Source organism: Tichowtungia aerotolerans, from assembly GCF_009905215.1.
GTDB classification, from domain to species: Bacteria; Verrucomicrobiota; Kiritimatiellia; order Kiritimatiellales; family Tichowtungiaceae; genus Tichowtungia; species Tichowtungia aerotolerans.
The window spans coordinates 2,578,642-2,602,518 of record NZ_CP047593.1 but is presented as its reverse complement, the minus strand read 5'-3'; the positions used below and the strand labels follow the sequence as shown (position 1 = coordinate 2,602,518).

At 53.8% G+C, this 23,877-nt stretch carries 27 protein-coding genes and 1 tRNA gene; 6 read left to right on the top strand and 22 right to left on the bottom strand.

Going from position 1 to position 23,877, the window contains the following annotated elements; translation table 11 throughout:
• Positions 1–31: 31 nt before the first annotated feature.
• On the top strand, positions 32–1,132 hold the full coding sequence (hydE, locus tag GT409_RS10625; RefSeq protein WP_160629067.1) for a [FeFe] hydrogenase H-cluster radical SAM maturase HydE: 1,101 nt from the start codon (positions 32–34) through the stop codon (positions 1,130–1,132).
• Here hydE and glmM read toward each other — a convergent pair.
• The 6 genes from glmM to glmS form a co-directional block, all read right to left on the bottom strand.
• Positions 1,129–2,493 carry a phosphoglucosamine mutase gene (glmM, locus tag GT409_RS10620; RefSeq protein ID WP_160629066.1) on the bottom strand — a complete coding sequence of 455 codons (1,365 nt, stop codon included), beginning with the start codon at positions 2,491–2,493 and terminating at the stop codon, positions 1,129–1,131. The two genes, hydE and glmM, sit on opposite strands and share 4 nt — an antisense overlap.
• 13 nt (positions 2,494–2,506) lie before the next feature.
• Positions 2,507–3,541, bottom strand: coding sequence for a UDP-N-acetylglucosamine pyrophosphorylase (locus GT409_RS10615; RefSeq protein ID WP_160629065.1), 1,035 nt, complete (start codon positions 3,539–3,541; stop codon positions 2,507–2,509).
• Positions 3,538–3,714, bottom strand: coding sequence for a hypothetical protein (locus GT409_RS10610; protein ID WP_160629064.1), 177 nt, complete (start codon positions 3,712–3,714; stop codon positions 3,538–3,540). Before GT409_RS10610 ends, GT409_RS10615 begins: the two co-directional genes overlap by 4 nt.
• 70 nt (positions 3,715–3,784) lie before the next feature.
• The gene (locus GT409_RS10605; protein WP_233231531.1) at positions 3,785–4,192 is read right to left on the bottom strand and encodes a TPR end-of-group domain-containing protein; all 408 of its coding nucleotides are present in this window, start codon (positions 4,190–4,192) and stop codon (positions 3,785–3,787) included.
• A gap of 16 nt (positions 4,193–4,208) precedes the next feature.
• Complete coding sequence (locus GT409_RS10600; protein ID WP_269844920.1) at positions 4,209–5,507, bottom strand: citrate synthase; 1,299 nt, start codon at positions 5,505–5,507, stop codon at positions 4,209–4,211.
• Positions 5,508–5,611: 104 nt separating this feature from the next.
• Positions 5,612–7,450 carry a glutamine--fructose-6-phosphate transaminase (isomerizing) gene (gene glmS, locus GT409_RS10595; RefSeq protein ID WP_160629063.1) on the bottom strand — a complete coding sequence of 613 codons (1,839 nt, stop codon included), beginning with the start codon at positions 7,448–7,450 and terminating at the stop codon, positions 5,612–5,614.
• Between the two features lie 156 nt (positions 7,451–7,606).
• On the opposite strand from glmS, the gene rpsN reads away from it, so the two are divergent.
• Complete coding sequence (rpsN, locus tag GT409_RS10590) at positions 7,607–7,912, top strand: 30S ribosomal protein S14 (protein WP_160629062.1); 306 nt, start codon at positions 7,607–7,609, stop codon at positions 7,910–7,912.
• Positions 7,913–8,213: 301 nt separating this feature from the next.
• On the opposite strand, the gene rpmB is transcribed toward rpsN, so the two are convergent.
• The 3 genes from rpmB to GT409_RS10575 form a co-directional block, all read right to left on the bottom strand.
• Entirely contained in the window at positions 8,214–8,441 is a 228-nt protein-coding gene (gene rpmB / locus GT409_RS10585; protein ID WP_160629061.1) for a 50S ribosomal protein L28, read from the bottom strand.
• A gap of 74 nt (positions 8,442–8,515) precedes the next feature.
• Positions 8,516–9,580, bottom strand: coding sequence for a radical SAM family heme chaperone HemW (hemW, locus tag GT409_RS10580; protein WP_160629060.1), 1,065 nt, complete (start codon positions 9,578–9,580; stop codon positions 8,516–8,518).
• A gap of 15 nt (positions 9,581–9,595) precedes the next feature.
• On the bottom strand, positions 9,596–11,773 hold the full coding sequence (locus GT409_RS10575; protein WP_160629059.1) for a tetratricopeptide repeat protein: 2,178 nt from the start codon (positions 11,771–11,773) through the stop codon (positions 9,596–9,598).
• A gap of 111 nt (positions 11,774–11,884) precedes the next feature.
• Here GT409_RS10575 and GT409_RS10570 point away from each other — a divergent pair, with 111 nt between their 5' ends.
• From GT409_RS10570 to GT409_RS10560, 3 genes are all read left to right on the top strand, one after another.
• Positions 11,885–12,619 carry a TlyA family RNA methyltransferase gene (locus GT409_RS10570; protein ID WP_160629058.1) on the top strand — a complete coding sequence of 245 codons (735 nt, stop codon included), beginning with the start codon at positions 11,885–11,887 and terminating at the stop codon, positions 12,617–12,619.
• Between the two features lie 52 nt (positions 12,620–12,671).
• Positions 12,672–12,748: transfer RNA gene (locus tag GT409_RS10565), tRNA-Pro, on the top strand.
• Positions 12,749–12,902: 154 nt separating this feature from the next.
• On the top strand, positions 12,903–14,255 hold the full coding sequence (locus GT409_RS10560; protein WP_160629057.1) for a tyrosine-type recombinase/integrase: 1,353 nt from the start codon (positions 12,903–12,905) through the stop codon (positions 14,253–14,255).
• A 165-nt stretch (positions 14,256–14,420) separates the two neighbouring features.
• Here GT409_RS10560 and GT409_RS10555 read toward each other — a convergent pair whose 3' ends face one another.
• The 12 genes from GT409_RS10555 to GT409_RS10500 all read right to left on the bottom strand — a co-directional run bounded on the left by GT409_RS10555 (position 14,421) and on the right by GT409_RS10500 (position 23,016).
• Positions 14,421–15,848, bottom strand: a complete 1,428-nt coding sequence (locus GT409_RS10555; protein ID WP_160629056.1) for an RNA-binding domain-containing protein — start codon at positions 15,846–15,848, stop codon at positions 14,421–14,423.
• 100 nt (positions 15,849–15,948) lie between these two features.
• Positions 15,949–16,206, bottom strand: a complete 258-nt coding sequence (locus GT409_RS10550) for a hypothetical protein (protein ID WP_160629055.1) — start codon at positions 16,204–16,206, stop codon at positions 15,949–15,951.
• Between the two features lie 140 nt (positions 16,207–16,346).
• On the bottom strand, positions 16,347–16,793 hold the full coding sequence (locus GT409_RS10545; protein ID WP_160629054.1) for a C40 family peptidase: 447 nt from the start codon (positions 16,791–16,793) through the stop codon (positions 16,347–16,349).
• A gap of 99 nt (positions 16,794–16,892) precedes the next feature.
• On the bottom strand, positions 16,893–17,381 hold the full coding sequence (locus GT409_RS10540; RefSeq protein ID WP_160629053.1) for a DUF4376 domain-containing protein: 489 nt from the start codon (positions 17,379–17,381) through the stop codon (positions 16,893–16,895).
• Positions 17,368–18,000, bottom strand: a complete 633-nt coding sequence (locus GT409_RS10535; RefSeq protein WP_160629052.1) for a hypothetical protein — start codon at positions 17,998–18,000, stop codon at positions 17,368–17,370. Before GT409_RS10535 ends, GT409_RS10540 begins: the two co-directional genes overlap by 14 nt.
• Complete coding sequence (locus GT409_RS10530; protein ID WP_160629051.1) at positions 17,985–18,521, bottom strand: hypothetical protein; 537 nt, start codon at positions 18,519–18,521, stop codon at positions 17,985–17,987. The genes GT409_RS10535 and GT409_RS10530 overlap by 16 nt, the downstream gene beginning before the upstream one ends.
• The gene (locus GT409_RS10525) at positions 18,518–18,817 is read right to left on the bottom strand and encodes a hypothetical protein (RefSeq protein WP_160629050.1); all 300 of its coding nucleotides are present in this window, start codon (positions 18,815–18,817) and stop codon (positions 18,518–18,520) included. Before GT409_RS10525 ends, GT409_RS10530 begins: the two co-directional genes overlap by 4 nt.
• Positions 18,814–19,224 (bottom strand): hypothetical protein, encoded by a 411-nt coding sequence (locus GT409_RS10520; protein WP_160629049.1) that lies wholly within the window; start codon positions 19,222–19,224, stop codon positions 18,814–18,816. Before GT409_RS10520 ends, GT409_RS10525 begins: the two co-directional genes overlap by 4 nt.
• Positions 19,225–19,315: 91 nt before the next feature.
• Positions 19,316–20,257 (bottom strand): hypothetical protein, encoded by a 942-nt coding sequence (locus tag GT409_RS10515; protein WP_160629048.1) that lies wholly within the window; start codon positions 20,255–20,257, stop codon positions 19,316–19,318.
• Positions 20,258–20,301: 44 nt separating this feature from the next.
• Positions 20,302–20,727 (bottom strand): hypothetical protein, encoded by a 426-nt coding sequence (locus tag GT409_RS10510; RefSeq protein WP_160629047.1) that lies wholly within the window; start codon positions 20,725–20,727, stop codon positions 20,302–20,304.
• 62 nt (positions 20,728–20,789) lie between these two features.
• The gene (locus GT409_RS10505) at positions 20,790–21,851 is read right to left on the bottom strand and encodes a phage protease (protein WP_160629046.1); all 1,062 of its coding nucleotides are present in this window, start codon (positions 21,849–21,851) and stop codon (positions 20,790–20,792) included.
• A 16-nt stretch (positions 21,852–21,867) separates the two neighbouring features.
• On the bottom strand, positions 21,868–23,016 hold the full coding sequence (locus tag GT409_RS10500; protein ID WP_160629045.1) for a phage portal protein family protein: 1,149 nt from the start codon (positions 23,014–23,016) through the stop codon (positions 21,868–21,870).
• A gap of 113 nt (positions 23,017–23,129) precedes the next feature.
• Between GT409_RS10500 and GT409_RS10495 the strand changes: the two genes are divergently transcribed.
• The gene (locus GT409_RS10495) at positions 23,130–23,417 is read left to right on the top strand and encodes a helix-turn-helix domain-containing protein (RefSeq protein ID WP_160629044.1); all 288 of its coding nucleotides are present in this window, start codon (positions 23,130–23,132) and stop codon (positions 23,415–23,417) included.
• Between the two features lie 98 nt (positions 23,418–23,515).
• On the opposite strand, the gene GT409_RS10490 is transcribed toward GT409_RS10495, so the two are convergent.
• Complete coding sequence (locus GT409_RS10490; RefSeq protein WP_160629043.1) at positions 23,516–23,848, bottom strand: CGGC domain-containing protein; 333 nt, start codon at positions 23,846–23,848, stop codon at positions 23,516–23,518.
• Positions 23,849–23,877 lie beyond the last annotated feature (29 nt).

Here is a 23,877-nt window from a genome sequence, read left to right as displayed (position 1 = left end):
CGCCTTGGCGGTTTAATAAAACAAGGTAACCATGATTAGAAAAATTCTAAATAAAGTGGATTGCGGCAAAGAGCTGGCTCCAGATGAAATCAAGTCACTGCTGGAAATCAGTGATGCCGATGACCTACAGGCACTGTACGATTGCGCATACCGGGTCAAAGAACGCCATGTCGGCAAGGTTGCCTATTTCCGCGGCATTATTGAATGCAGCAATATCTGCATAAAGGATTGTTATTATTGCGGAATCCGGAAAAGCAACCGCAACGTCGAACGCTTTCAGATGGATGAAGATGAAATCATCCGCGAAGCGATCTGGGCGTTTGAAAACGAATACGGCTCGGCCGTCATTCAGTCCGGCGAGCGGAAGGACGCTGCGTACATCGATATGATCGAACGCGTTGTGCGAACCATCAAAGAAAAAACCGATGGCAAGCTGGGCATCACGCTGTCGCTGGGCGAGCAGACCGAGGAAACCTACCGCCGCTGGCGTGAAGCCGGAGCCCACCGTTATCTGCTGCGCATTGAAACCACCAACCCGGAGCTGTACAAAAAACTCCACCCGGCGGATCACTCACTTGAAGAGCGCAAGCGCTGCCTCACCCTGCTGAAAAAAACCGGCTGGCAAGTTGGAACCGGCGTCATGATGGGGCTGCCCGGACAGACCATGCAGGATCTGACCGACGACATTCTCTTCATGAAAGAGATCGATATCGACATGGTCGGGATGGGTCCTTATATCCCGCACCGCGATACACCGATGGGACAGGAAATCCCGCCCTACACCGACGCACAAAAACAGGCCGCACTGACGCTCGGGCTGAAGATGATTGCCCTGATCCGCATCGTGCTGAAAGACATCAATATTGCTGCCGCCACCGCTCTTCAGGCACTCGAACACACCGGACGCGAAATGGGACTCCAATGCGGCGCCAATGTGATTATGCCGAACGTCACTGAAACGGAATACCGCCCGAACTACACGCTCTACGACAACAAGCCCTGCACCGATGAGAACTCATCCATGTGCCGCGGCTGCCTGACCGCCCGCATCACGGGCATTGGCGAAACCATCGGCTTTAATGAATGGGGCGATTCAAGACATTATTTTAAACGAACGGAGGGATCTGCCTAGCAGCCGATACTTTTGCGCACAACATCAGCAAGATCTTCAGCAATGCGGTTGGTCATTTCCTCGGTGGGGCCTTCGACCATCACGCGGCACATATGCTGCGTGCCGGAATAGCGGATTAATACGCGCCCCTTGTCACCCAGTTCAGCTTCAGCTTTTTCGGTGGCTTCCGGCAAGCCGGCAATTTCCTCAACCGGTGGTTTCTCTTTCACATCAATATTGATGAGTCGCTGAGGGAAAATATCCATGATCTTAGCCAGCTCTGAAAGCGGCTTGCCGGTTTCGCGCAGTATACTGAGCAACTGCAACGCAGCAATAATGCCATCCCCTGTCGTGTGATGATTGTGGAAAATCATATGCCCGGAGGCCTCGCCTCCGAGCACCGCATCATCTTCAAGCATTCTTTCCAGCACGTAACGATCGCCGACCTGAGTTACCGCCGCATCAATATCCATCTTTTTCATGGCTTCGAAAAAGCCGAAGTTGCTCATAACCGTGGCAACCACTTCATTTTTCGACAACAGTCCACGCTCCTTGTACTGTTTTGCACAGATGGCGATAATCTGATCCCCGGACAGTTCATTTCCTTTTTCATCAACAACAATCAGCCGGTCGGCATCGCCGTCAAAAGCCAGTCCGATTTCTGCCCCGGTTTCCAGCACTTTCGCTTTAAGATCATCGGTGTATTGCGAACCGCAATTGTCATTGATATTCATGCCGTTCGGCGACACATGAATGGCAGAAACATCGGCACCGAGCTCAGAAAAGATGATCGGTGCAACCTTGTAGGAGGCCCCGTTAGCACAGTCGAGAACGATCTTTATGCCATCGAGCGTCATGCCATCCGGAAAGGTGTTTTTACAGAAGACAATATAGCGGCCAATGGCATCATCGATACGCTTGGCTTTACCGATGTCGGACTCGGTCGAACGAAACTCACGCAACTCATGGCTGTTGATCAGCTCTTCCATCTTTTCTTCTTCAGCATCGGGCAGCTTGTAGCCGGTGCGAGAAAAAATCTTAATGCCGTTATCATGATAGGGGTTATGCGAAGCAGAAATGACGATGCCGGCATCCGCGCGCATATCCTGTGTGATAAATGCCACCCCCGGCGTCGGAAGCGGTCCGAGCAGCAGCACATCGACCCCCACGGAAGTGACTCCGGCAGTCAGTGCAGTTTCAAGCATGTAGCCACTGAGGCGGGTATCCTTCCCAATCACAATCCGCGGCCGGGTCCCTTTGTCTTTGTGGTACTCTTTACAGACATACGCCAGAGCCCGACCGATTTCCAATGCCTGCTCAGCAGTCATGTTGCCCATGTTCGCCATATCGCGAACACCATCTGTTCCAAAAAGTTTTCCCATAACTGATTTTCCTCTAAATCATCGACTCATTGACAATGCCCTGCAACCAGGCTGTGGCGGCGAACTGTGCGCCTTGGCTCAGGTTCTGGATCACGTTAACATAATCGGTTCTTTCCGCTTTTTCGATTTCACTCATCAGACTGGCGCTGGCGACAGTCTCGACCGGCGCTTTCCAATTCTTGGAATTTTCCGCAAGATTTCTTCCAACCGCGGGAACTTTTTCACCCAGTTTTTCCAAGCGTTGGAAACGCTCGTTGAGAATCAGGTCCAGATTAGCGATCGCGCCGTCCAGACAGACCTGATCATATTCGTCGCGAATGAAGAGAACGCGAATATTTTCGTACCAGGCTTTAAGGGCTTTGATATTTCCGATGTAGATAAGGTTGTTTTGAACAATTCGGTCGATGTTTCCGTAGCGGCCCGGCTCAAAAGGTTTCATTTTTTCAACCGGCGCTGGCGGCACATACAGCTGGCCTTCCTGAAGAATATCTTTGCGACAGATGCCGCCGGCAGCGATGATGCTGCCGTATTCGATGCGGCTCGGGCCGACCAGTCCGCCCTGTCCGCCGAGAAAAACCGGTTTTTGGTTCAAAAGGACGCCGCGCGGCACATCGCCGACAAGCGAGGCAGTGGCTTTGTCCTGGTTGGGTGTAAAGTTAAAGTGGACATAGGACGAGCCGACTTCGGAATGATCTTTACGGCTGGTGCCGCCGGCCATGAGCACATCACAGAAGTTGATGAGGCTTCCGAGAGTGACAAACGGCAGAAGCACCGTCTGTTTAAGTCCGACAGTATGGGCGCCATTGGCTTTTTCTTCGAGGATGGTTCCGGCGCGCACATGCGCTCCGCTGCCCATATTGGAGCCGTCGAGAAATACCGCGCCTTCAAAATATCCGCCTTTGAGTTTTACATTTCGGCCCAGTCGACAGTTTTTGAGGGTCACCGGAGCTTCTGCACCCAGCTCGCATCCCGGCCCGATTGATGAATTCAGGATCCGGCATCCGGGATGAATGACTGCATCGACGGCGACCCTGTTTTCAGCGCTCATTTAAGCAGCGCTCCTATGACAATCCCAATCCCGGTAAAGCCAAGCAGGGCAATGGATGTTTCAAGCTTCCATGAATAGGAAAAAAATTCGACGGTGGTTTTTCCGTCGGTAAAAATAAAGAAAAGCACGCAGAGTGCGATCAGTGACAAAGCCCAGATTAACGATTTGCGCATAGCCGGTTTCCTCCGATAAATACGATTTTGGAGCTTACGATGATTGAAAAACCAGGGCAATTATTTCCGGCTAATTTTCGGGCATCTGCACAAACGTGTTATAAATCCATTCCAGCATGGATTCGAAACGGGCATCGCCATGCAGCGAAGTCAGATCGCCGTCCTTTTTCATCCACTCATAGTCGTCATAGCCCAGTTCCAAAGCACGGCTCAGCGCTTCGAGGGCATCCTCTTTCCGTTCCACCAGCGCCAGACTGCACCCGAGATTATACCAGACCAGCGGATCTTCGGAACACAGATGGCTGAGCCGCTCGTCGATTCGCAACCCTTCCGCGTAGTCACCGGTTTTCGTGTACAGGTCAGCCAATGCACGAAGGACGCCTTCGTCTTCCGGAAGCCGGCGGGCAATATTTTCCAGGAACTCCAGTTCCTTTGTGTCGGCGAGGGACTGATCCCCGCCTCTCTTCTGGTTTTTCATACGGACGGTTGTAAAATTATCGTTGATCAATCGGAACGACCTTGCGGACGCTGGGGCCCGTGTAGATCTGACGCGGGCGGGAAATGCGTCCATGCGGATCTTTTCTCATTTCCATAAACTGGGCGATCCATCCCGGCAGGCGGCCGATGGCAAACATTACGGTGAACATATTGGTCGGGATGCCCATCTCACGATAGGTCAGTCCGGTGTAGAAATCGACGTTCGGATACAGACCGCGCTCCTGGAAGTATGGGTCCGCCAGCGCTTTCTCTTCGAGCTCCATAGCGAGATCGAGCAGCGGATCATGCTTGTTGAGCGATGCCATAACCTCTTTACAGAGCGCTTTGGCGATTTTGGCGCGCGGGTCGTAGGATTTGTAGACGCGGTGGCCAAAGCCCATCAGGCGGAACGGACTGCGTTTGCTTTTGGCGCGTTCGAGCACTTTGTCGATATTGCCGCCCTCTTCCATGATATTTTCGAGCATTTCGATGACGTGCTGATTGGCACCTCCGTGCAGCGGCCCCCACAGCGCACAGATCCCGCCGGAAATCGCCGCATACAGGTTGGCGCCGGCGCTGCCGACTCCGCGCACAACCGATGCAGAACAGTTCTGCTCATGGTCCGCGTGAATAATAAGCAGTTTGTTCAAAGACTCGGTCATCGTATCATTATATGGCATGTCACAAACCGGAGAGTTGAACATCATGTTCAAAAAGTTTTCACAGTATCTGAGGTCGTGACGCGGATAAACGATCGGTTCTCCGATGGATTTTTTGTAGGAAAAAGCAGCAATTGTGCGAAGCTTCGACAGCAGGCGCGTGACCGTCATGCTCAGTTCTTCTTTATGATTTTCACTCATCTCCGGATAAAATGAAGAAAGAGAAACCGCCATGGCAGACAGCACCGCCATCGGATGAGAGTGCTCCGGATAATGACGGAAAAACTCAATCATATCTTCGTGAATCAGCGAATGCTGATTCAGCAGGTTTGTATATTTTGCTTTTTCTTCCCGAGTAGGCAGCGAACCGTTAATCAGCAAATAGGCCACTTCGATGAACTCGCAGTTTTCGGCCAGATCATCCACATCATATCCGCGGTAGCGCAGAATTCCTTTTTCTCCATCAATAAATGTAACAGAGCTGGAACAGCTGCCGGTATTCACAAAACCGGGGTCATAGGTGATCATTCCGGTTTCTTTACGGAGCTTGCCGATATCAATGGCTCTCTCACCTTCTGACCCTTCGTAAACCGGACACGTCAGAGTGGTGTCATTAAGCTTGATATCCGCTTTACCAATTTTTTCCATTTTCGACATAAAAATTCCCCCTTCAAAAATTAGAGCCGGGGAGTCTACGAATCCCAGAAGGCTCTGTTCAAGAAAAAAGCCGGTCTCCCCCTGATTCCAGCCTATCGACGGTTTTATTCAACCGTCACGCTTTTTGCAAGATTGCGCGGCTTGTCAATATCCGTCCCGCGAGCCCGGGCGGCATAGTAGGCCAACAGCTGCAATGCCGCCACATTCACCATAGGAGAAAACTCATCGCGCACTGCGGGCACATAAATTACATCATCGGATAATTTAGCCAGCTCGGAGTCCCCCTCTGAGGCCACAGCGATAATACGCCCATTGCGCGCTTCCACCTCTTTAATATTGGAAAGCATCTTTTCATAGACCTCATCGGCGGTTTGGGTGCAGATGCAAACAACCGGAAGCGACTCATTAATTAAGGCAATCGGCCCGTGCTTCATTTCTCCGGCAGCATACCCCTCGGCATGCTGATAGGAGATCTCTTTGTTTTTCAAAGCGCCTTCCAACGCCGTGGGATAGTTAAACCGCCGTCCCAGATACAGTGAACTGGGGCCATCATGATGTTTTTCACCGATCTTCTGGATCAGCTCTTTCTGCCGGATCACATAATGAACCGCGTCCGGAACGTCCCTTAAGTCATCCAGATAAACCTTGAGTTCCGCCGGGCTCAGATTGCCACGTGCCGACGCGATACTTAATGTAAGCAATGCAAACGCCATCTGCTGTGCTGTATAGGCCTTGGTCGAAGCCACACCGATTTCAGGACCGCATTCCGTCAAAAAGACCGCATCGCTCTCCCGCACAACCGAAGATCCCTCTACATTACAGATCGAAAAAATTCTGCAGCCCCAGTCCTTGGCCATCCGAATCGAGGCCAGCGTATCCGCAGTCTCTCCGGACTGCGACACAGCAATCACCAGCGTACCGGGATCAATCTTCGGGTCACGATACCGAAATTCACTGGCCAAATCCGTCTCAACAGCAATACCGGTCAGGTTCTCCATCAACAGCTTGCCGTACATCCCTGCATGATAGGCTGTTCCGCAGGAAACAATCATAATCCGATTCAGCTTGCGGAAATAATCGCTGCTCAGTCCGTCCGGAAGCAAAACCTGCCCCTCTGAGGATACATGTTTTTCAAGCAATGCACGCAGGATGCGCGGCTGTTCATGAATCTCCTTCAGCATGAACGTTTCAAACCCGGAATGCTCGGCGGCCTCGGCCTCGAAAGTAATCGGCTTGATATCCGGGCTTACCGGCTGTCCATCAATCGTAGAAACCTCCACGCGATCCGCACGCAGGGCCGCCATCTCCCCATCATTGAGATAGATCGCTTCCGAAATGCGATTGATAATCGCCGGCACATCGCTGGCAATAAAATTTTCATCTTTGCCCAGTCCGATAATCAGAGGGCTGCCGGAACGCGCACAATACACCGTGTCAGGTTCTGTCTGGAAAAGCACGCCCAGCGCATAAGCTCCGCGCAATTTCTGCAATGCACAACGGAATGCCACCTCCGGAGATTCCGCTCCGTCCCTCAGGAACTGCTCAATCAGATGAGGAATCACCTCTGTATCCGTCTGTGACAGAAACGTATGCCCCTGGGCCAGCAGTTCATCGCGCAACTCAGCGTAATTTTCAATAATTCCGTTATGCACGACCGACACTGCACCGTCCGAACTGAAATGAGGATGAGAGTTGGCCTGCGACGGAGCTCCGTGGGTGGCCCATCGGGTATGTCCGATTCCACAGCACCCGCGCACTGGATTTCTTTCCAGCACCTGCTCCAGATTCACTAATCGCCCCACCTCTTTGCTGGAAGAGATCCGTCCGTTATCAACCACCGCAATACCGGCAGAATCATATCCGCGATACTCCAGTCGTTGAAGCCCGTCGATCAAAACCGGCGCCGCCTGCCCTGCTCCGACATATCCCACAACCCCGCACATAAGAAAAAAAACTCCAATGAAAATGATTAAAAAGAAGGCGTATTCTGCCTATCTGCCAAACATTTCGCAACCTCAACTTATCTATAGAAAATAGTTGCACGCAGGGGGCTTTTCCTGTTTTATCCCCATTTCGCAAAACAAACGAGGAACCAATTTATGGCTAAAAAGAGCGCAATTGCTAAAAATGAGAAGCGCATTAAGCTCGCAAACAAGCACTATGCTAAACGTATGGAGCTCAAAGCGATCATTCTCAATCCGGAAACCAGCTATGAAGACATGCAGGCTGCTTACGCCAAACTGCGTAAACTTCCGCGCGATGCCAACCCCACCCGCATCATGAACCGTTGCCGCGTCACTGGACGTCCACGTGCGGTTTATCGCAAATTCGGGCTGTCCCGCATCACCCTGCGTGAAATGGCATCCGAGGGGCTCATCCCCGGAATGACCAAAGCCAGCTGGTAAAAGCTCTGCTTCCGGCAACCCAAACGCTCTTCGGAAACGAAGAGCGTTTTTTTATGCCTTTTTTGATTACAGCAGTTTACGAAGTTAATGCCGTTTCTCTTTTCAGCCCACAGAGCCGACTCTACATTGCAACACCGGCTCTATGAGCCAATCCTGAGAACGCAATACGGTATCTCAACCGTTATCCGCTCTAGTAGATGCATATGTGTATTGACGGCGACCGGCAGGCAACACCCAGCATTCTCCACAAAAAAACCGGCCCTTTAAAAGGACCGGTTCAAACAAACAGAAGAAATTCTTCTTAGGCTTTTTTAACCGCGCCGGAACGAATCGCCTTAGCTGAAACCCATACACGTTTCACCGTGCCGTTTTCATCGCGAACGCGAATGCGCTGCAGGTTGGGCTTAAATTTACGTTTTGTTGCGCTGGTTACGTGAAGACCGATACCGCCCTTCATTTTAGACAGACCTTTACGAACAATCCGGCGGCCCGAAGTCGTACCTTTTCCTGTTACTGCACATTTAGCCATAACTCTTACCTCACAAAATTAGTTCAAAAGAGGGCGTAATTTACGCACAGGACCTTCTCTTGGCAAGCGGAATATCAGATCAATTCAGCAAACACCGCATCGCTCACAAACAACGCATCCTCCGAAAGGCGAACCCGGCACCCATCAATCTCCAGCAATCCCTCATTTTCCAATGACTGGAAGGTGCATTGCAGCTTTTTAAAGAGCGTCGGATCGACATCAACACCATTGATCAGACGCAGCCCCATCACCAGCGTCTCACGCTCCTTGGCGACCGGATCGAGGGTTTCCTCGAACTCGCGTCGCGGACCATAAACGCAGTAATCGTCCAGGTCTGCAGCATTCGCCCATCGTGTTCCGTTCCAATGCGAATGAGCCGCCGGGCCGCAACCGATGTATTCACCGCCTGTCCAGTAAAGCAGGTTATGGCGACACTCAAATCCCGGCTTCGCGAAGTTGGAAATCTCATAATGCTCGAAGCCGGCCTCTTTGAGGCGCTCACGAATATGATCATACATTTCGCGCTCCATCTCCTCATCAAGCCGGACCGGATTGCGCTCAAGGAGCGGCGTACCCTCTTCGTACATCAGATTATAGATCGAAATATGCTCCGGCCCGAACGCCAGCGCCCGGTCTAGATCAGCGTCGAGCGCCTGCATCGTCTGGCCCGGAATGCCGAACATCAGGTCTATACTGATATTGTCAAACCCAGCAGCACGCGCACGGCGGAACGCCTCGTCGGCCTGCTCCGCCGAATGAATCCTTCCAAGAGTTTCCAGACATCGGGACTCGAACGACTGCACACCGATCGAAAGCCGGTTGACTCCGATTCTCTTTAATAAGGAAAGTTTCGCAACATCCACCGTGCCCGGATTAACTTCCACCGAAAACTCCAGCGGAGAGAATTTCACAAACATCGGGAAGAATTTTTCCAAGGCTTGGAAATCCGGCGCGGTCGGCGTGCCGCCGCCGATAAAAACAGTTTCCGGAACGAAGTTCGCCGGAAGGCTGCCCAGTTCTTTCTCCAAAGATTGGAAAAACCGCTGCTGCCTATTCCTATCCGCGGAAACTTCCGAATAGAATGCGCAGTAATCGCACTTGCGTATGCAAAACGGAATATGGACGTACAGCCCTGGCATAGCGCTACACACCCCTCAACCGCCGGTAACGGTCCCAAGAATGGAATCCAAAAGGCCATTGTCGTCATCAGAGCCGGAATCACCGCCGCCGTTGGGATCTTCAATGCCGCCCGGAAATTTCGCATCAATATCAATTGTAGTGATTATCCGCGAATCAAGTTCGACCGTGAAACGGTTTCTGGAAGCCATTTCCTCAATCGTTCCGGCCGATTTGGATTTTTTCTGCTCATCGATGACGGCCAGCAGTCTGCGGTTTCGATCCGGCAAATGCCCATAAGTCACCGTCCAGTTTCCCAAACGAAGATTCGAGTGCCCACCGATGTCTACAAACAGGGATGCGTCAATGAAAGTTTCGCCGCTGAAAACAGGACCGTTGTCTTCGATTTTATTATAGGCCCAGAATGTTTCCCCGGTTTCGGTATCTTCAAACTCTGCACCTACCAGCAGTATCCCTCGAAGCCCAACCGTCCTGCGAGCGTCCGGCCGGCGATACTTAACCGCCAGCTCCCAAAGAGAACCGCCGGTAACACTGCGGGTTTCTCCGCGCGCCATCACTGTTGTAATCACATGCGGGGGGTCAAAACCGGGATAAATTTCCCGAACATCCTGTTGCAGGTAAGGAAACAGGAAGAGAACGTCCCGCCGCTTTGCGCCTGCATCTTTCCGAGGATCCACAGCAGCCCCTGCGATATCAGCAACCCCGTCTCCGACACCGGAGAAGCTTCGGTTGCCGGACATCATCTCCACGAGCATCTCACGCGCGAAAGAATCCCCACTGCGCGCGGCCAGACTCATCCACTTTACCGCCAATGCAGCATCGTTCTCCACAGCGGCTTTACGCCAGAGAATGACTGCATACTCACGGGCCGCCCGAAAAACCCAGATATCATTCAGCAGAGTTGAGTCCTCCGAATCAACAGAAACATCCTGAAGTGCATCCCGGTAAAACTCCGTTCCTTTCCGTGCATGCTGCTCGACGCCATATCCGAAGAAATGGCAGTTTCCAAGATAAAACATTGCTGCTCGAGATCCCCGTTCAGCCGCTTTCTGATAGAAGAATATTGCCTTTTCAGCATTGGGGGAAATTCCCAGTCCCGCGTGATACATCAAGCCGATGTAAAAAAGAGCGTCTGCATGATTCTGCCCAGCGGCCTGCTTATAAAATTCCAAAGCCTGATCAAAATCCTTTACCACCCCTTCCCCGGAAGCATGTAAGCGCCCCAGCATATATTGTGCCCCAGCACTGCCGCCTGCTGCAGCTTTTCGGTATGATGCGATTGCAGAAGAAAGATCCCGCTTGTAATGCTTCATGCTATCGAACTGAGCCATTTCATCGTCCGGCGTCAGAGAGGCTTTCCCGAACCAGCGCACAGCCGAAGCAAACTCAGCATCACCCACCTTGCATAAAGCGTCTGCAACGCCATTCCGGGCAGCTTTTTCATACCACTTCGCAGCCATTACCAAATCCCGATCGACCCCGATTCCATCTTCATACATCGACGCCAGAGCAAACTGAGCTTCTGCATATCCGGCCCCAGCTGACTTGGAATACAGATCAAATGCTTCCACGAAATCTTCAGGCAATCCGCCCAACCCTTTTGCATACATATCAGCAAGCCGGCACATTCCCGCCGGACTGTTTTGATCCGCCAGTTCCTGAAAAACCCCAACAGCTGCCCGGTAATTCCCCCGAGCGCACATCTCGAGAGCTTCCGGCTCACGGAGCGCGGCCTCTGCCGGAAGATAACCAGCATCCGAACAAACTTTCAAAAATTTATTTTTTGCGGTCGAATCATCCTCTTTTCCCTCAATTATGACTTCGTAGTGCTCAATCAGCATTTTGTTTTGCGGGTCGGCAGCAATCGCTTTCGCGAACCACGCTTCGGATTGTTCCCGATCCTCTTCCGTACCGACTCCCTCGGCATACATACGACTCAGCAAGAACTGAGCATCGGCATTCTCCTGACCTGCGGCTCTGGACATCCATTCAAAAGCCAACCGAGGATCTCTCTCTACCTGATACCCGGCATAATACCGCAACGCCAGCTCCAACTGGGCCTCCGGCTGGTTTTGACGGGCATGAGACTGAACCGCCTCGAGCGGTTCTTTATGAAAGGAAGTATTCAAAATCGGCAGATCACAAAATGCGGTCAACGCAAAAAACAACAGCGAAATGGATATGACAAACTTCATGCCTTTGATCTCCTCATAAGTGCGTGCAAAAAAGTGAGCTCATGCTATCTTCAGACATATCTCCAGTACAACAAGCGAAATCAAATTTCTCGCCCGACCGACTTCAAAGATATGAAAAAGATCAGACTCGACCAGTTGCTCGTAGACAGAGGGCTAGCAGAAAGCCGTGAAAAAGCAAAACGGCTGGTGCTCGCCGGACAGGTCCTCATCGACGGACAGCCTGCCCCGAAACCCGGACACCCGGTAACAACCGATCACGAAATCGAAATCAAACAAAGCGAACGGTTTGTCAGCCGCGGCGGGGAAAAACTCGAAGAAGCTGTTCAGGCATTCGACCTCGACCTGACCGGCAAAGTTTGCCTCGACATCGGCTCCTCCACCGGTGGCTTCACCGACTGCATGCTGCAGCACGAAGCCGTGAAAGTCTATGCAGTGGATGTCGGCAAAGGACAGCTGCACTGGAAACTGCGCGAAGACGACCGGGTCGTGGTCATGGAAGGAGTCAATGCCCGTTATCTGACTGCTCAGGATATTCCGGAGGCAGCCGACTTTGCATCCATCGACACATCATTCATATCCTTGACCAAAATCCTTCCTGCCGTCAAAGAACTGCTCAAACCGGGGGGACAAATCGTATCTCTGATCAAGCCGCAGTTTGAGGCCGGCAAGGAAGAAGTCGACAAAGGCCGCGGCGTCATCACCGACCCCGCAATTCACAAAGCGGTTATCTCCAAGGTTCGGAACTTCGGAACCGCAGAACTGGGTCTCGAATGGCTGGGACTGGCCACCTCTCCTATAAAGGGCCCCAAAGGAAATATCGAGTTTCTTGCTTATTGGCAAAACTAACGCTTGCCATTTAAAACGATCTGCTTACAATGTCGCGCTTTCCGTTGAGAAGCGGGGTGTGGCTCAGCCTGGTAGAGCGCTACGTTCGGGACGTAGAAGTCGCATGTTCGAATCATGTCACCCCGACCACCTAAATAGCTCCTAATCAATCGGTTAGGAGTTTTTTGTTTCCTGATTCTGCGCCGGGCAAGGCGGTGTTCTGTGAAAACTTCTGTTTTGCCCGGTTGATTCGCCCTCTTTGGTTAAGGGGGTTGCAAATTAAATCGGAATCAGGAGGCAACAAATGGGACTGCAAATTACTCGGCGAAAAGACGGTTCAATCCGATCAAAATGGTGGTACGGAGATTTCATTATCGACGGCAAGCGGCACTTCACGAATTTGGGAGTCGCAATCGAAGGAACGATTCCCGCATCCCTGAAAGAAGTCAGTGATGTGCCTTTCGAGCGCTCACGGATGAAAGCACAGCTCAAGCTGGATGAGTTGAAAGCAGATGCCCGAAGCACAAAGTCGGCTTCACACCACCTGCAGGAGCTCTATGAGATTAAAGCGGGTGAAGATGTCCGGCAGGTCGAACTCAAAGACATCGAACAGGTTTGGAAAAACCTACCCCAGCGCCGCAAACGGTCGGCTCTGTGGGAAAAGAATCAGTGCGGTACGCTCCGCAAGTTTCGGGAATTCATCGAAAAAGAATACCCGGCAGTCCGCACACTGGGACAGGTAACACCGCGCATCGCTGAACACTGGCTCCGGCATTTGGAAGAGTCCGGCTATGCCGCCGCCACCTACAACGACAAACTGCACCTGCTCAAAGGGCTGTTTCAAAAGGTCGGCATTCATGGCGGAATCATCAGCAATCCGTTTGCGGGATGCCCGACCAAGATCAAAACGACGGTGCATCATCAGCCGTTCACCCAAAAAGAACTGAATGAAATCCTGAAACACGCCGATAAAATCATGCGACCGGTTTTTCTGGTAGGGATGTGCACGGCCATGCGCCAGGGCGACTGCTGCCGGCTGAAATGGACGGATGTTGACCTACAGGAGAGGTTCATCACGGTGACGACCTCCAAGACGGGTGAAACCGCCGAGATCCCCCTATTCCCGATCCTGCGCGAGGAAATCGACAAACAGCCGCATAAAAGTGAATACGTGTTTCCGGAGGTTGCAGCCCTTTATGAAAAAAAGAATTTCGGTATGTCGTGGCGGGTCAAACAGGTTCTCAAAGCGGCAGATATTGAGACACTCGTCGATCGCTCTGACGGAATGCAGAAGGCTTCTATTAAAGGATTCCACTCGCTGCGTACGACATGGATTACGATGGCGCTGTCGGCCGGTGTGCCGATGGAGCTGGTTCGGCGGGTGACGGGTCACTCCACGGTTGATGTGGTGCTGAAACACTATTTCCGGCCCGGCAAGGAGGCGTTCAAGACGGCACTCGAAACCGCCATGCCCAAGATGTTGACCGGGGGACAGGAGGCAGAGGTCGCAGTCACCAAGCCGCCGCCGGAGGCAATGGCGGGCAAGGAAGAAGAGCTGCTCAAGAAAATACGCGGGCTCCTCGAATACGGTGAGGATTTAGAGAAGGCTGCAATTCTTCGACGGCTGGCCGAAATCGAAGCCCAATTAGCCGCATGATTCAAAGATAAATATTCCAAGCGGGGTTCCGGGCAGGAGCCCCGTTTGATTTTTACTAAAACCTGAAGTCTCCCCCGAAGTTTTCAGAATATTTCACTCACCATAACAGTCTTGTGGTCTGAGTTTTCGCAGTGTTGCAAACAACAATTTAAGCACTTCCGGCAATCACTCTTTGCCCGCGACTTCCCATCGGCCACCTTTGGCGGGACCGATACGCTTTAATAAACCTTGCATCTGTAATTTTTGAATTGCCCGCTCTACTGAACGCTCTGTAACCCCAATCGTTTCAGCCAATTCAGGAATCGTTATTTGTCCGTTTTCCCCGACAAATTTTAAAATTTTCCCCGACGTTTTCCCCGACGTTTTCCCCGACACTGTGGGTGAACTCTGCCCTGCCCCTTTTTCCTCAAATTCCGGGACACTGATGATCATTTTAAACTCATCGCCTTCGATGAGCTGCGGATCGGTTCCGCCATAGGTTTTTCCATAACGCACCATGTTGCGCATGCCGGAGCCGAGTTCATCGGCCCGGTCAATCTCCCGGAAGAATGCGCCGATGACGGGGTTTTTCGGGTACGGCGCAAAGGTTTCAGGGTCGAGCGCGCCAAATCCATGTGGGCGGTTGGCGTTAAAGGAGGTGACTTTGCCGTATTCGATCACGAGTCGAGCAGGAATGCCACTGGCATATTCACGGTGAATCAGCAGATTAGACGCCACTTCGCGGAAGATGGCTTCGCGCAGGCTTTTTCGATCCGTTCCTTCCAGATAGAACGGGTCGGGCAGGTGCTTGCGGATGAAGTCGAGAATCCGGTCGTAGCTGTCGATCAGGTTGGTGCGAACCAGGTCGCGGTCATCATAGCGATCCACATTGACTTTACGCAGAATCAGGTCGGTACGGTGTGCAGGACATGCCTGCAATATCTGGTAATCAGTTCCAAGCAGCATAACTCCGGCCAGTGTTACGCCCTGCTTGCCGCTTTCTGGGTCGGTCTGGTAGAGCTGAGCACTTTTGACCAGCTCCGCATCGTCCATTTCCACCCACGGATGATTTTTACGATTAATCCGGACGTGTTTCCGGCAGCGCTCAATCAGGTCGGCCCGGAGGTCTTCAATCTGAATGTGCGGATAGACCTTATTTTCGCTGTAGGTTGCCTGTTTGCGCTGATACAGCCGGGCAACCTGCGCCGTGTGGTTCGTAATGTCCAAATCGCCATCTTCGTTGCGGTCGTAAATTCGGCCATTGCAGCGATGAACCTGCGAGCTCTCCGGAACATAGACATGCAGCAGTTTGGCTCCGTCCAGCTCGGTTTCAGCAATGGAAAGATAGGTGGGCGGGCTGATTTTCTGCGGGTTATTGATTGCCGTTACAAAATCCTTTCGGATTTGATCAATGGCCGTCGGGTCAACTCCCGCCGGGTTGCCGTCGTCTTCCACCCCAAGCAGAATGATACCGCCATGACGGTTGAGAAACGCACAGACGGTATCGTACACATCGCGGTTGATCGCACTGCGGCAGGTCTTGAATTCCAGTGTCAGCCCTTCGCCCCCGCGAATCAGCTCCCGCAACTGTTCTGTATCGTAATTTCCAAACATCGGAAAACATCTACCGTATTTTTCCAACCCTTGGAAGTCGCGAACCGCAGCAGATTCATTTTTTACACAGCAGAGCGGTGGTGATACCGGCGACACATCTTTATCGAATCCAGGACGTGATGGTTTTCAGCACGGTGATCAGGCCGGTCGGATTGGTGGAGAGCAGAACGATCAGGCTGGTTAGAAAGACTAGGTTCCACTTTTCCAGTTTGGTGACGCGGCCATTGGTTTTGCTGGCCTGAGTGTGGATAGACTCCAATTTCTCATCGATTCGGTCGAAGCGCTGCTGGCAACCGTCCGGCAGCTTGCTGCCGCAGTTGTTTGTTGCCGGTTGGTGGTTGTTGGGGGTTTTGGTCATGTTGTCACCGCAGGTTTAAGAGCGCCGCGTGAGGGCACACGGCCTACAGAAAGCGTCCTCGGAGAGTCCGCTCCACCTGTGCGAATGATTTCATCGAGTTTGAGGCGGGGGGAGAGGTTGATGTGGCCGGGGGAGACGCGTCACGGGGGGATGCGGTCGAGGAGTTTGAAGTCAACATGCATGAGGCCGGCAAAGGCCAAACAGCTGCAGAACCAGTTTTTCGGGTCGTAGTCTTCGATGCGGAAGGTTTGCGGGTTGTAGGGTTGCGGGTCGCGGCGGGTGAGAAAGCGGGTGATGCCGCCCCAAAAGGCGTACGGCTTGCCCTCCTGCCCGATCAGCCATGAGATGAAGTCTTCGGCCTGCATGGCGGACAGCTCCGGCAGGTGATAGGCTTTTACGATGGTTCCGGGGGTGTGCTGCGCATGGAGCGATGAGACGATGCGTACCCCGTCCTGCTCCGGGCATTTCCAGGCTTCGCAGACACGCCCGTCATCGAATTCGATGGCGGTGTGCGTGGTGCGGCTCCATGTGAAGAACCGGGTGGCGCGACTCAAATTACTGATTCCCTCATACTGTAGTAAGCGCATGGCGATACCGTTAAAATCGTTAAAGGTTGAAGGGTTGAAGGTGCAGAGCGCATGGGGCATGGAGCCTGGCGAAAAAGCGGCGCGCCCGGCGGGCACGCCCTACCAAGTGATGGCGTTGACCTCTTGGGTGGTGGTGGCGGAGTCGATCTGGGTGACGAGTGCCGCCTCTTTGGCGAACTGGGCTTCGATGAAGTCGTGCACGGCGGCTTCGAGCGCGATGATGGTCGGCGCATCGAGCGTAATGAATGAGCCGTCTGCGGTTTTCCAGTTTTCGACGAGGTATGCAGCATTGGCCTGAGCGCGAAGCTTGGCGGCGGTGAGCAGAGAGCGGGTGCGCTCGTCGGTTCGAATGAACAGGCCGCTGGCCGGGTCGGTGAAGCCCGCAAATTCGGCGTCGTAGCGGGCGGATGCAATCTCGCGCTTTTTGAGCATGGCCGCCTTTTCCAGTGCAGACGGCGTAACCAGCGAATAGCCGGCAGCCTCGGCTTCGGCCCGCATCTGCGCCAATGTCTGTCCGGCAGACGGTGCGATTTTGTAGAACTGCCCGCCCTTCTTCCATTTACCAAATCCTGTTTCAACAATTTTCATATGCATCCTCCGTGTTCACCATCGACCAGGTTAAATGTTCCGCATCGGCCTGCTCCTTGAGCATGTTTTCGCGGCGACCTGCGAACAGGGCGCGGGCGACCTCTTCATCGGTCGGGTTCATTTCCAGAACCTCGCAGATTGCGCGGACGGTCGTTTCGGGGTTGGCGCGGGTCATGTTGTAATCAACGACCAATTTGGCGCGGGAGCATCCGACCGCAACGTGGCGCTTCCATTTTCTGAAACACTCATCCCGGCTGCCGCCCCACCAGCAATCCGGCAGTTCTGTTTCCGCTTTCTGTGTGGAGCGGAACACCTCTTCAAAGTCGCGGCGCAGATAGATTTTCCAATGATCAGGGGCAATCCGTAAATCGTGGGCCGCCCAGAGGATCGGATCTTTATGATCCTTCCAGTTGCCCACGTTCACTGCCTGGGTAAACCCGGCCAGCTTGTTTAAGGAATGTCCGAACGTAGCAGAAATTCCAGTGCGCAGGGAAATGATTTCGGCAATCATCCGGCGCGTCCAGTGCGAGCCGGAGCGCGGGAACGAACCGATGACGCACAGGCGGGCAAGAAACTCTTTTTCCGCAGTCCTGTCTCTCTGGTTTACGAGATCGCGCATTTGTAGATCCTGATTTTGCTGTCTGCCGGCCCCGCGTGAACGTCTGTATATACCGGATGCGGGTTGTGAAAGAGAATCCATCGGGTAAGGGATACGATCTTGCAGGTATCGCCCTGAGACAGTTCAAGCTGAATGCAAAACTGCGTTGCGATCGGGTCGCCGGCATCACTGGTGCCGGGTGCTGAGGAGTAATAGATGAAGGTGTCGTTAATCATGACACCGCAGCCAAACGGATCAGTCGGAACGAACAAGGTTGTGACGATTTGCTGTAAATCAGCGCCCTCAACAACGAACTCATACACGCCGTCACTCGGAGCTGTAAACGCATCTGATGCCCAGCAGCTTTGAGGGTCGGAAACAACGGCCGGTTTAAACAATCCGCACCCGACGTAGGTAGACTGGCCCATAAGAAACGGAGAGCCGCCGCTGCTGTTAAGTTTCAGATCGACCAGCAGCTCGGCGCCGCCGCTGGCGGGAACAGAACCGGCCGTCTGGCCGTCGAGTATCCATGAAGTTGTCATTGGGCGGCCTTTCGGATGATTTCGACGGTGCCGTTGGTGGCCGTCGAGGTGACGGTGAACACGTCGTTTATGTGAAACCTATAATCCGTTTCGGGAATCCAGGCTGCGGACTGATTATCAGCCAGCTCAACCGTTGCCAGTTGAAAGACGGTTTCTCCGGTGGTACGGGTGATGGTCACGGTTCCTGTAACCGGCGCATCAAAGCGGAACAGGACGGCAACCGGCACCCAGGACGCATGTTTCTGCGTGTTGGTGACGGAGACTGTGCCGCTTTCCAGAGAGTGAAGGCTGTTCATTGGGCAGCTCCTTTGAATGTGGGGGTTTGTTCGTGATAGACAAGCGACGCCTTGACTTTGCCGGTCCAGATGTTGCGCAAAAAGATGTCGGCGCGGGTAGCGGCGATATTTTCGGATTCGGTCTGAGCAATGCCCATATCCTTGCGCAACTCGAAGAAGACAATGGACAGCGCATGACGCACGCAGGACCGCGGGATGGACAGCTCGGAGGATTCATCGACCAGCCAGTTATTAGACCGAAGCGCTCCCCGAAATTCATGGGTGACCATCTGGTTGTGATCCGCAACGCGGCCTTCACGGGTCCAGTCTTCAGCGATCCATGCGGCGAAGTCAGCCGCAAGCTGAGGACTCATGCGGTTGCGCGTGTACTCGCTGGTTAGCGTCGTCCAATAGTCTTCGGCGTCCATGGGTTTTACCGTTGAAATCGTTGCAGGTTCAAATCGTTAAAGGCGACCCACCCCGGTGGAGTAAGACTCCACGGGGCAGGCCCCACCCTGTTTAGCTGGCGGAGACGTTGATGCGCTTGGCAGCGTTGGCGTTGGAGACCTGGACATCTTCGGACCAGTCGAACTTGGCGACTTCGACGCGGCCGTCGTCGCGCTGGTAGGAGCCGGGAACCATGAACTGGTTCATGAGACGGAAGGTCTTCATGAAGGACGGATCACGGCGGGTCGGCTGGGCTTTGCGGGCAAAGACGAGCACGGCGCTGTCGAGCAGGAATTTGACTTCCTCGTCGATGCCCTCGGGCGCATCGTCGAAGACCATGTAGCTGGTGCGCACTTCGGGCGAACCGATGAACATTTCGCCAACGTTGGCCTGCGTCGGGACGGCCAGCCCCACCCCACTGCGGGCACCGCTGCCGACGACAAAGCGTCCGCGAACCTTGGCCTGATTCTTGAACACGTTCCATGCGGATGCACCGAACAGCACCCCGATGTTCATGAGCGAGCCGTATTTGCAGGCTTTGATGACGTCGAGGATCGAGTCATCAATGTCGGCAACCGGATCGGCGGCATCGTTCCAGGTGGCATCGGTGCCGGGGCCGACCGCATCAACCGCAAGATCGATCACGGTTTTTTCGTGAGCGAGCGCGGCGACTTCGGCCACGGCAACCGCACCTTCACGAAGCATGTTTTCGAGGCCTTCGGCTTCGAGCTGCTCGAGATTATCCACGGGATAATCGAGAGCGTGCGGTTCGCAGTTGAAGGTTTTATCCGTCACTTCGAAGCGCAGTTCGGACGCGCGACCTCCGAGCGTACGGAGCGTCTTCGGAATGTGGAAGCGGTGCTTCTCGGTGTATTTCTTGAACCGCCCGGTCGAAGTCGGGACTTCGATGGTCGGAGCGATGAAGTCCGCCACGGGCATGATGGCGCTTTGTGCGGCACCCTGCGCGAACTGGCGGAGCATCGGGCTGGAACTGATGGTGGTGAGTCTAGACATGATTTTCTCCTATTTTTGGGCACCCACGAGGGATGCCCTTACATTTATTCGGTTACGGTGATGGTTCCGAGGTTGGCGGGACGGGCGAGCACGAGCTGGGTGTCGATGCCCTGCTCTTCCGCGATGGCAACGGCGCGGTAGGTCCCGGCGGCCTCGGGAAGCACGGTCACCTTGCCGGGCTGTCCTTCGACGGCCGGATCGGCCAGCACGAGCGTATCGCCCGGGTTACAGGTTCCGATGAGCGGGAGCCGGACATTGGCGGCGGCAGTCACCGGAAGGAAGTAGCCGGTTTCACCGGCGGCGGCTCCTTCGAGCACGAGGTAAAACGCGTTGTCGGTTTCGGTAGCCGGCAGAGTCATCTGCGGGGTTCCGGTGGAATGGCCGAGGACCACAAGGTGGTCGTTGGCCGCGGTGAGATCTTCGCCGCAGTTGAACGGGACGGGACCGAATTTTACATTTGATTGACTCATTTTATTTCTCCTGGGTGGTGTTTAAATTATGGGCAGCCACGAGGATTGCCCGTACGGTTCGGTTAGTCAGTGAATTCCTGTTCGGCGCGGCGGAAGGCGGCGGGGTAGCCGATGCTTTCCGTTTTCATGATTTCGGACGTGCGATTGCGGATTTTGACCGCCTTGGATTCAGAGGCGGCGGCGTCACGGTTACGGGTCGCTGCAACCTTTGAAGCACGGTTGTGGAGAGGCTGCGGGCGGGCATGGGAAGTATGGGGGTCGGTGGGTGTGGGAGTATCGGGGTTGGGAGCCTTGAGGTTTTTGAATACCGCCTCGGTGGTGGTGCGGTTTTCAATAAACTGAGCGCGGACTTCGTCGCGGTTTTCGATGAGGGCGGCGTTGTCTTCGAGGAAGGCATCGGCGTCCGCTTCGAGCTGGGCGGTCTGAAGGTCGGCGAGCGAGCTTTCGGCGGTTTCCGCCCGGTTGGTGAGCGCAGCAGTTTCATCCGCCGTGGCCATGTTTTCGATGGCGGCGATCAGATCGGCCTCGGCGGTATCGGCGGGCAGATTCAGTTTATTGAGCAAAGCATCAATGACAGGTTGCATGGTTTTCTCCTTTTGAGTTAACGGGTCTCTATATAAAGAGGCTGAATCAACCGGCCTCTCGGAATTGCGGTTTGAAAGGGGCAAAATCCCCTTTAAATTGGGGTCATTGGTTACGGCAGCATTCAACAGACGAACCGGACGAAGGCGGTCGTTTCCAAGGTCTTCGCAGTCCGACTTCGCCCAGACCGGGGACAGGAAGCGGTAGCGTCCGCCTTTCACGGCGGCCTCACCGATGTCGCTCCAGCGGATCTGGGCGAACAGCCCGCCGCCGTTGGGTACCAATTTCAAATCGGTGATCCAGCCTGCGGCTTCGGAATGCTTGGCTGCATCGAGTGAGAAATGATCGAAGTCGATCAGCAGGCCGGGGAAATTATCGGAAGCGTTTTTGATTGTCTCAAACGTTGCGACCATCCGAGAGCAAGCGGCCTCGTCAATGATCTGGGTGACTCCGGCGGCGGCATGGGGAAACTCACCAAGCGGGGCGAGCTGATACCAGCCGTCCTCGGGAAGTTCAAAAAACCGATTTAGAATAAGGTTCATATATAAAGAGGCTGAATCAACCGGATTGTTTTTCAGTGAGGGTGTAGCCGGTCTTTTCGGAAAGTTCGGCGGGATCGATCTGCATACCGGCGGTTTTAAGGTCGATGGCGTCCTGCACTACCTGGCTGGTGGCGTGATTGAGTCCGGGCGAGAATTCAAAGTACGCCAGCGGGGGCTGACCGGGGAAGTATTCGGCAAGCAGCGGAACGTCAATCGCGTTCTGCAAAACACCCGCAAGGGTGACCGCGTCCGACTTGGCAATCTGCAAGAAGCTGTCCTGATGAGCACTGCCGGCGAGCGTTCCGCTGCCGGGCTGGGCAAGCATAGTGAGCAGTCCGCCAGTGGCGGCAATGGTGATCTGCTCATCGAGATATTTGATCTGATCATGGAACGGCGGCTTCTCCCCTCCCCCGGTCACAAACTTGATATCGCTTTCGTGCGGAAGGAATCCTCGCCCGTTGGATAGAATCTGCTCGGCGACGGCCTGATATTCCTTTTGTTTGGCGTCGTCGGCGTTGGGCGGTCCGACCAAGAAAATCGACGGGATGCCGTAAACCGACAGGAACGAATCCCAATCGGTCTGGGAAAGGTTTTTGCGCAGATACAAAACGCTGAGGATGCGGTCGAGCGCGGCGGTTTCAAGGGTGATGAAGTTTTCCGGCTTGATCGTTTCGCCGCGCCGATGACCGGACACGGCTCCGGCGTTGTATTCCCAATCGCCGAACAGGCCATCACGCACCCAAAACCACTGTTCAACCGGCTCCAGCCGTTCGATCAGCCCGCCGGGGCTCCAATGCTTTTCGAGGTGGGCGAAGCCACGGAAAAAGCCGGTGAAGAGAAATGAGACGGCTTCGCGGAAGTTGTCGATGTTATCGTAGACCATGCGCAGGAAATCGGCCTGTTCCTGAGCAAGCGGGTTGTCATCTTCCTGCGAAACGATGCGCACATCCCAGTCGAGAGAGAGCAACGCGGCCCGGCGCCGCTGGATGACCGAATGGATCATCGCGTCGGAGCGTTCCATGTAGTAGTAAAACCACATCAAGTCGGCGTATTCGCCGCGTTCGCCGGATTCCTGCAGGGCGACAAGCCGCTGCATGTTGAGTCCGCGCAGCGGGTTGGTGGAGTCGCGGTAGCCGTGGTCTTTGGTTGAGCAGATGTAGCGCATAGTTGATTGCCTCTATATAAAGAGGCGGAATCAACCGGCCCCGGTGAAATATGCGGCTCTGCCGCTGGATTGCACGGGGCAGGAGCGGAAGCGTTTTTCGAAAGGGGGAAGTCATGAGAGTGCCGAAAGAAATCGGGGAAGCGGTTGTGATTCTGCTTCAGCCGTACACGGAACATCACCTGACGGTTCAGGACATCGAAGAGATGCTGGTCGAAAAAGAGTTCCTGCCTGAACCGGAGCAGGAAAAGCTACTGAGCCGCAAAGAAGCGGCGGCGGCGTTACATGTGTCCGTGCCGACGGTGGATCGGATGCTGCAGGACGGGGAGCTGGTTCCGTGCCGGGTGCGCGGGCGGGTGTTTATCCGGCAGTCGGATGTGGATCAGATTTTGAGGGGCAGATAAAAATGACTTAATAATAAGACCGACACGGTCTCCCCAGTTTTCAAAACCATAGCGATGCGGCGGTTTTGAAATACGGTTCAGGTTGTTGTTAAAAATTCTCAATGAGTGTATTCAATAATTTGGATTTCTGGGCCAAGTTTCTTAATAATGGCATCTCTCATGTTGGCATAATGCGGGCATGGGAAACCTATCGGATTGCCCTTGGAAATGCAGGATGCGAAGACGATTGCTTCTGCTCCACGTTCAACCATGAGCTTTGCTCGGGCTATAGCTCGTTTTCCTGGACAACCACCACAAGACATAAATCCTATGACTTCGACGGGGCCAGTTTCCTCAAAGGCGAGTTTGCCTTCTTTGGCAACTTTGAAATCGGTATTGCCGGGGCACATGTCTTCAGTTTGCTGACACCGGATGATTGCGACTTTCTTCATTATTCTTCCTTTCTAACGTTTTTGTGCGT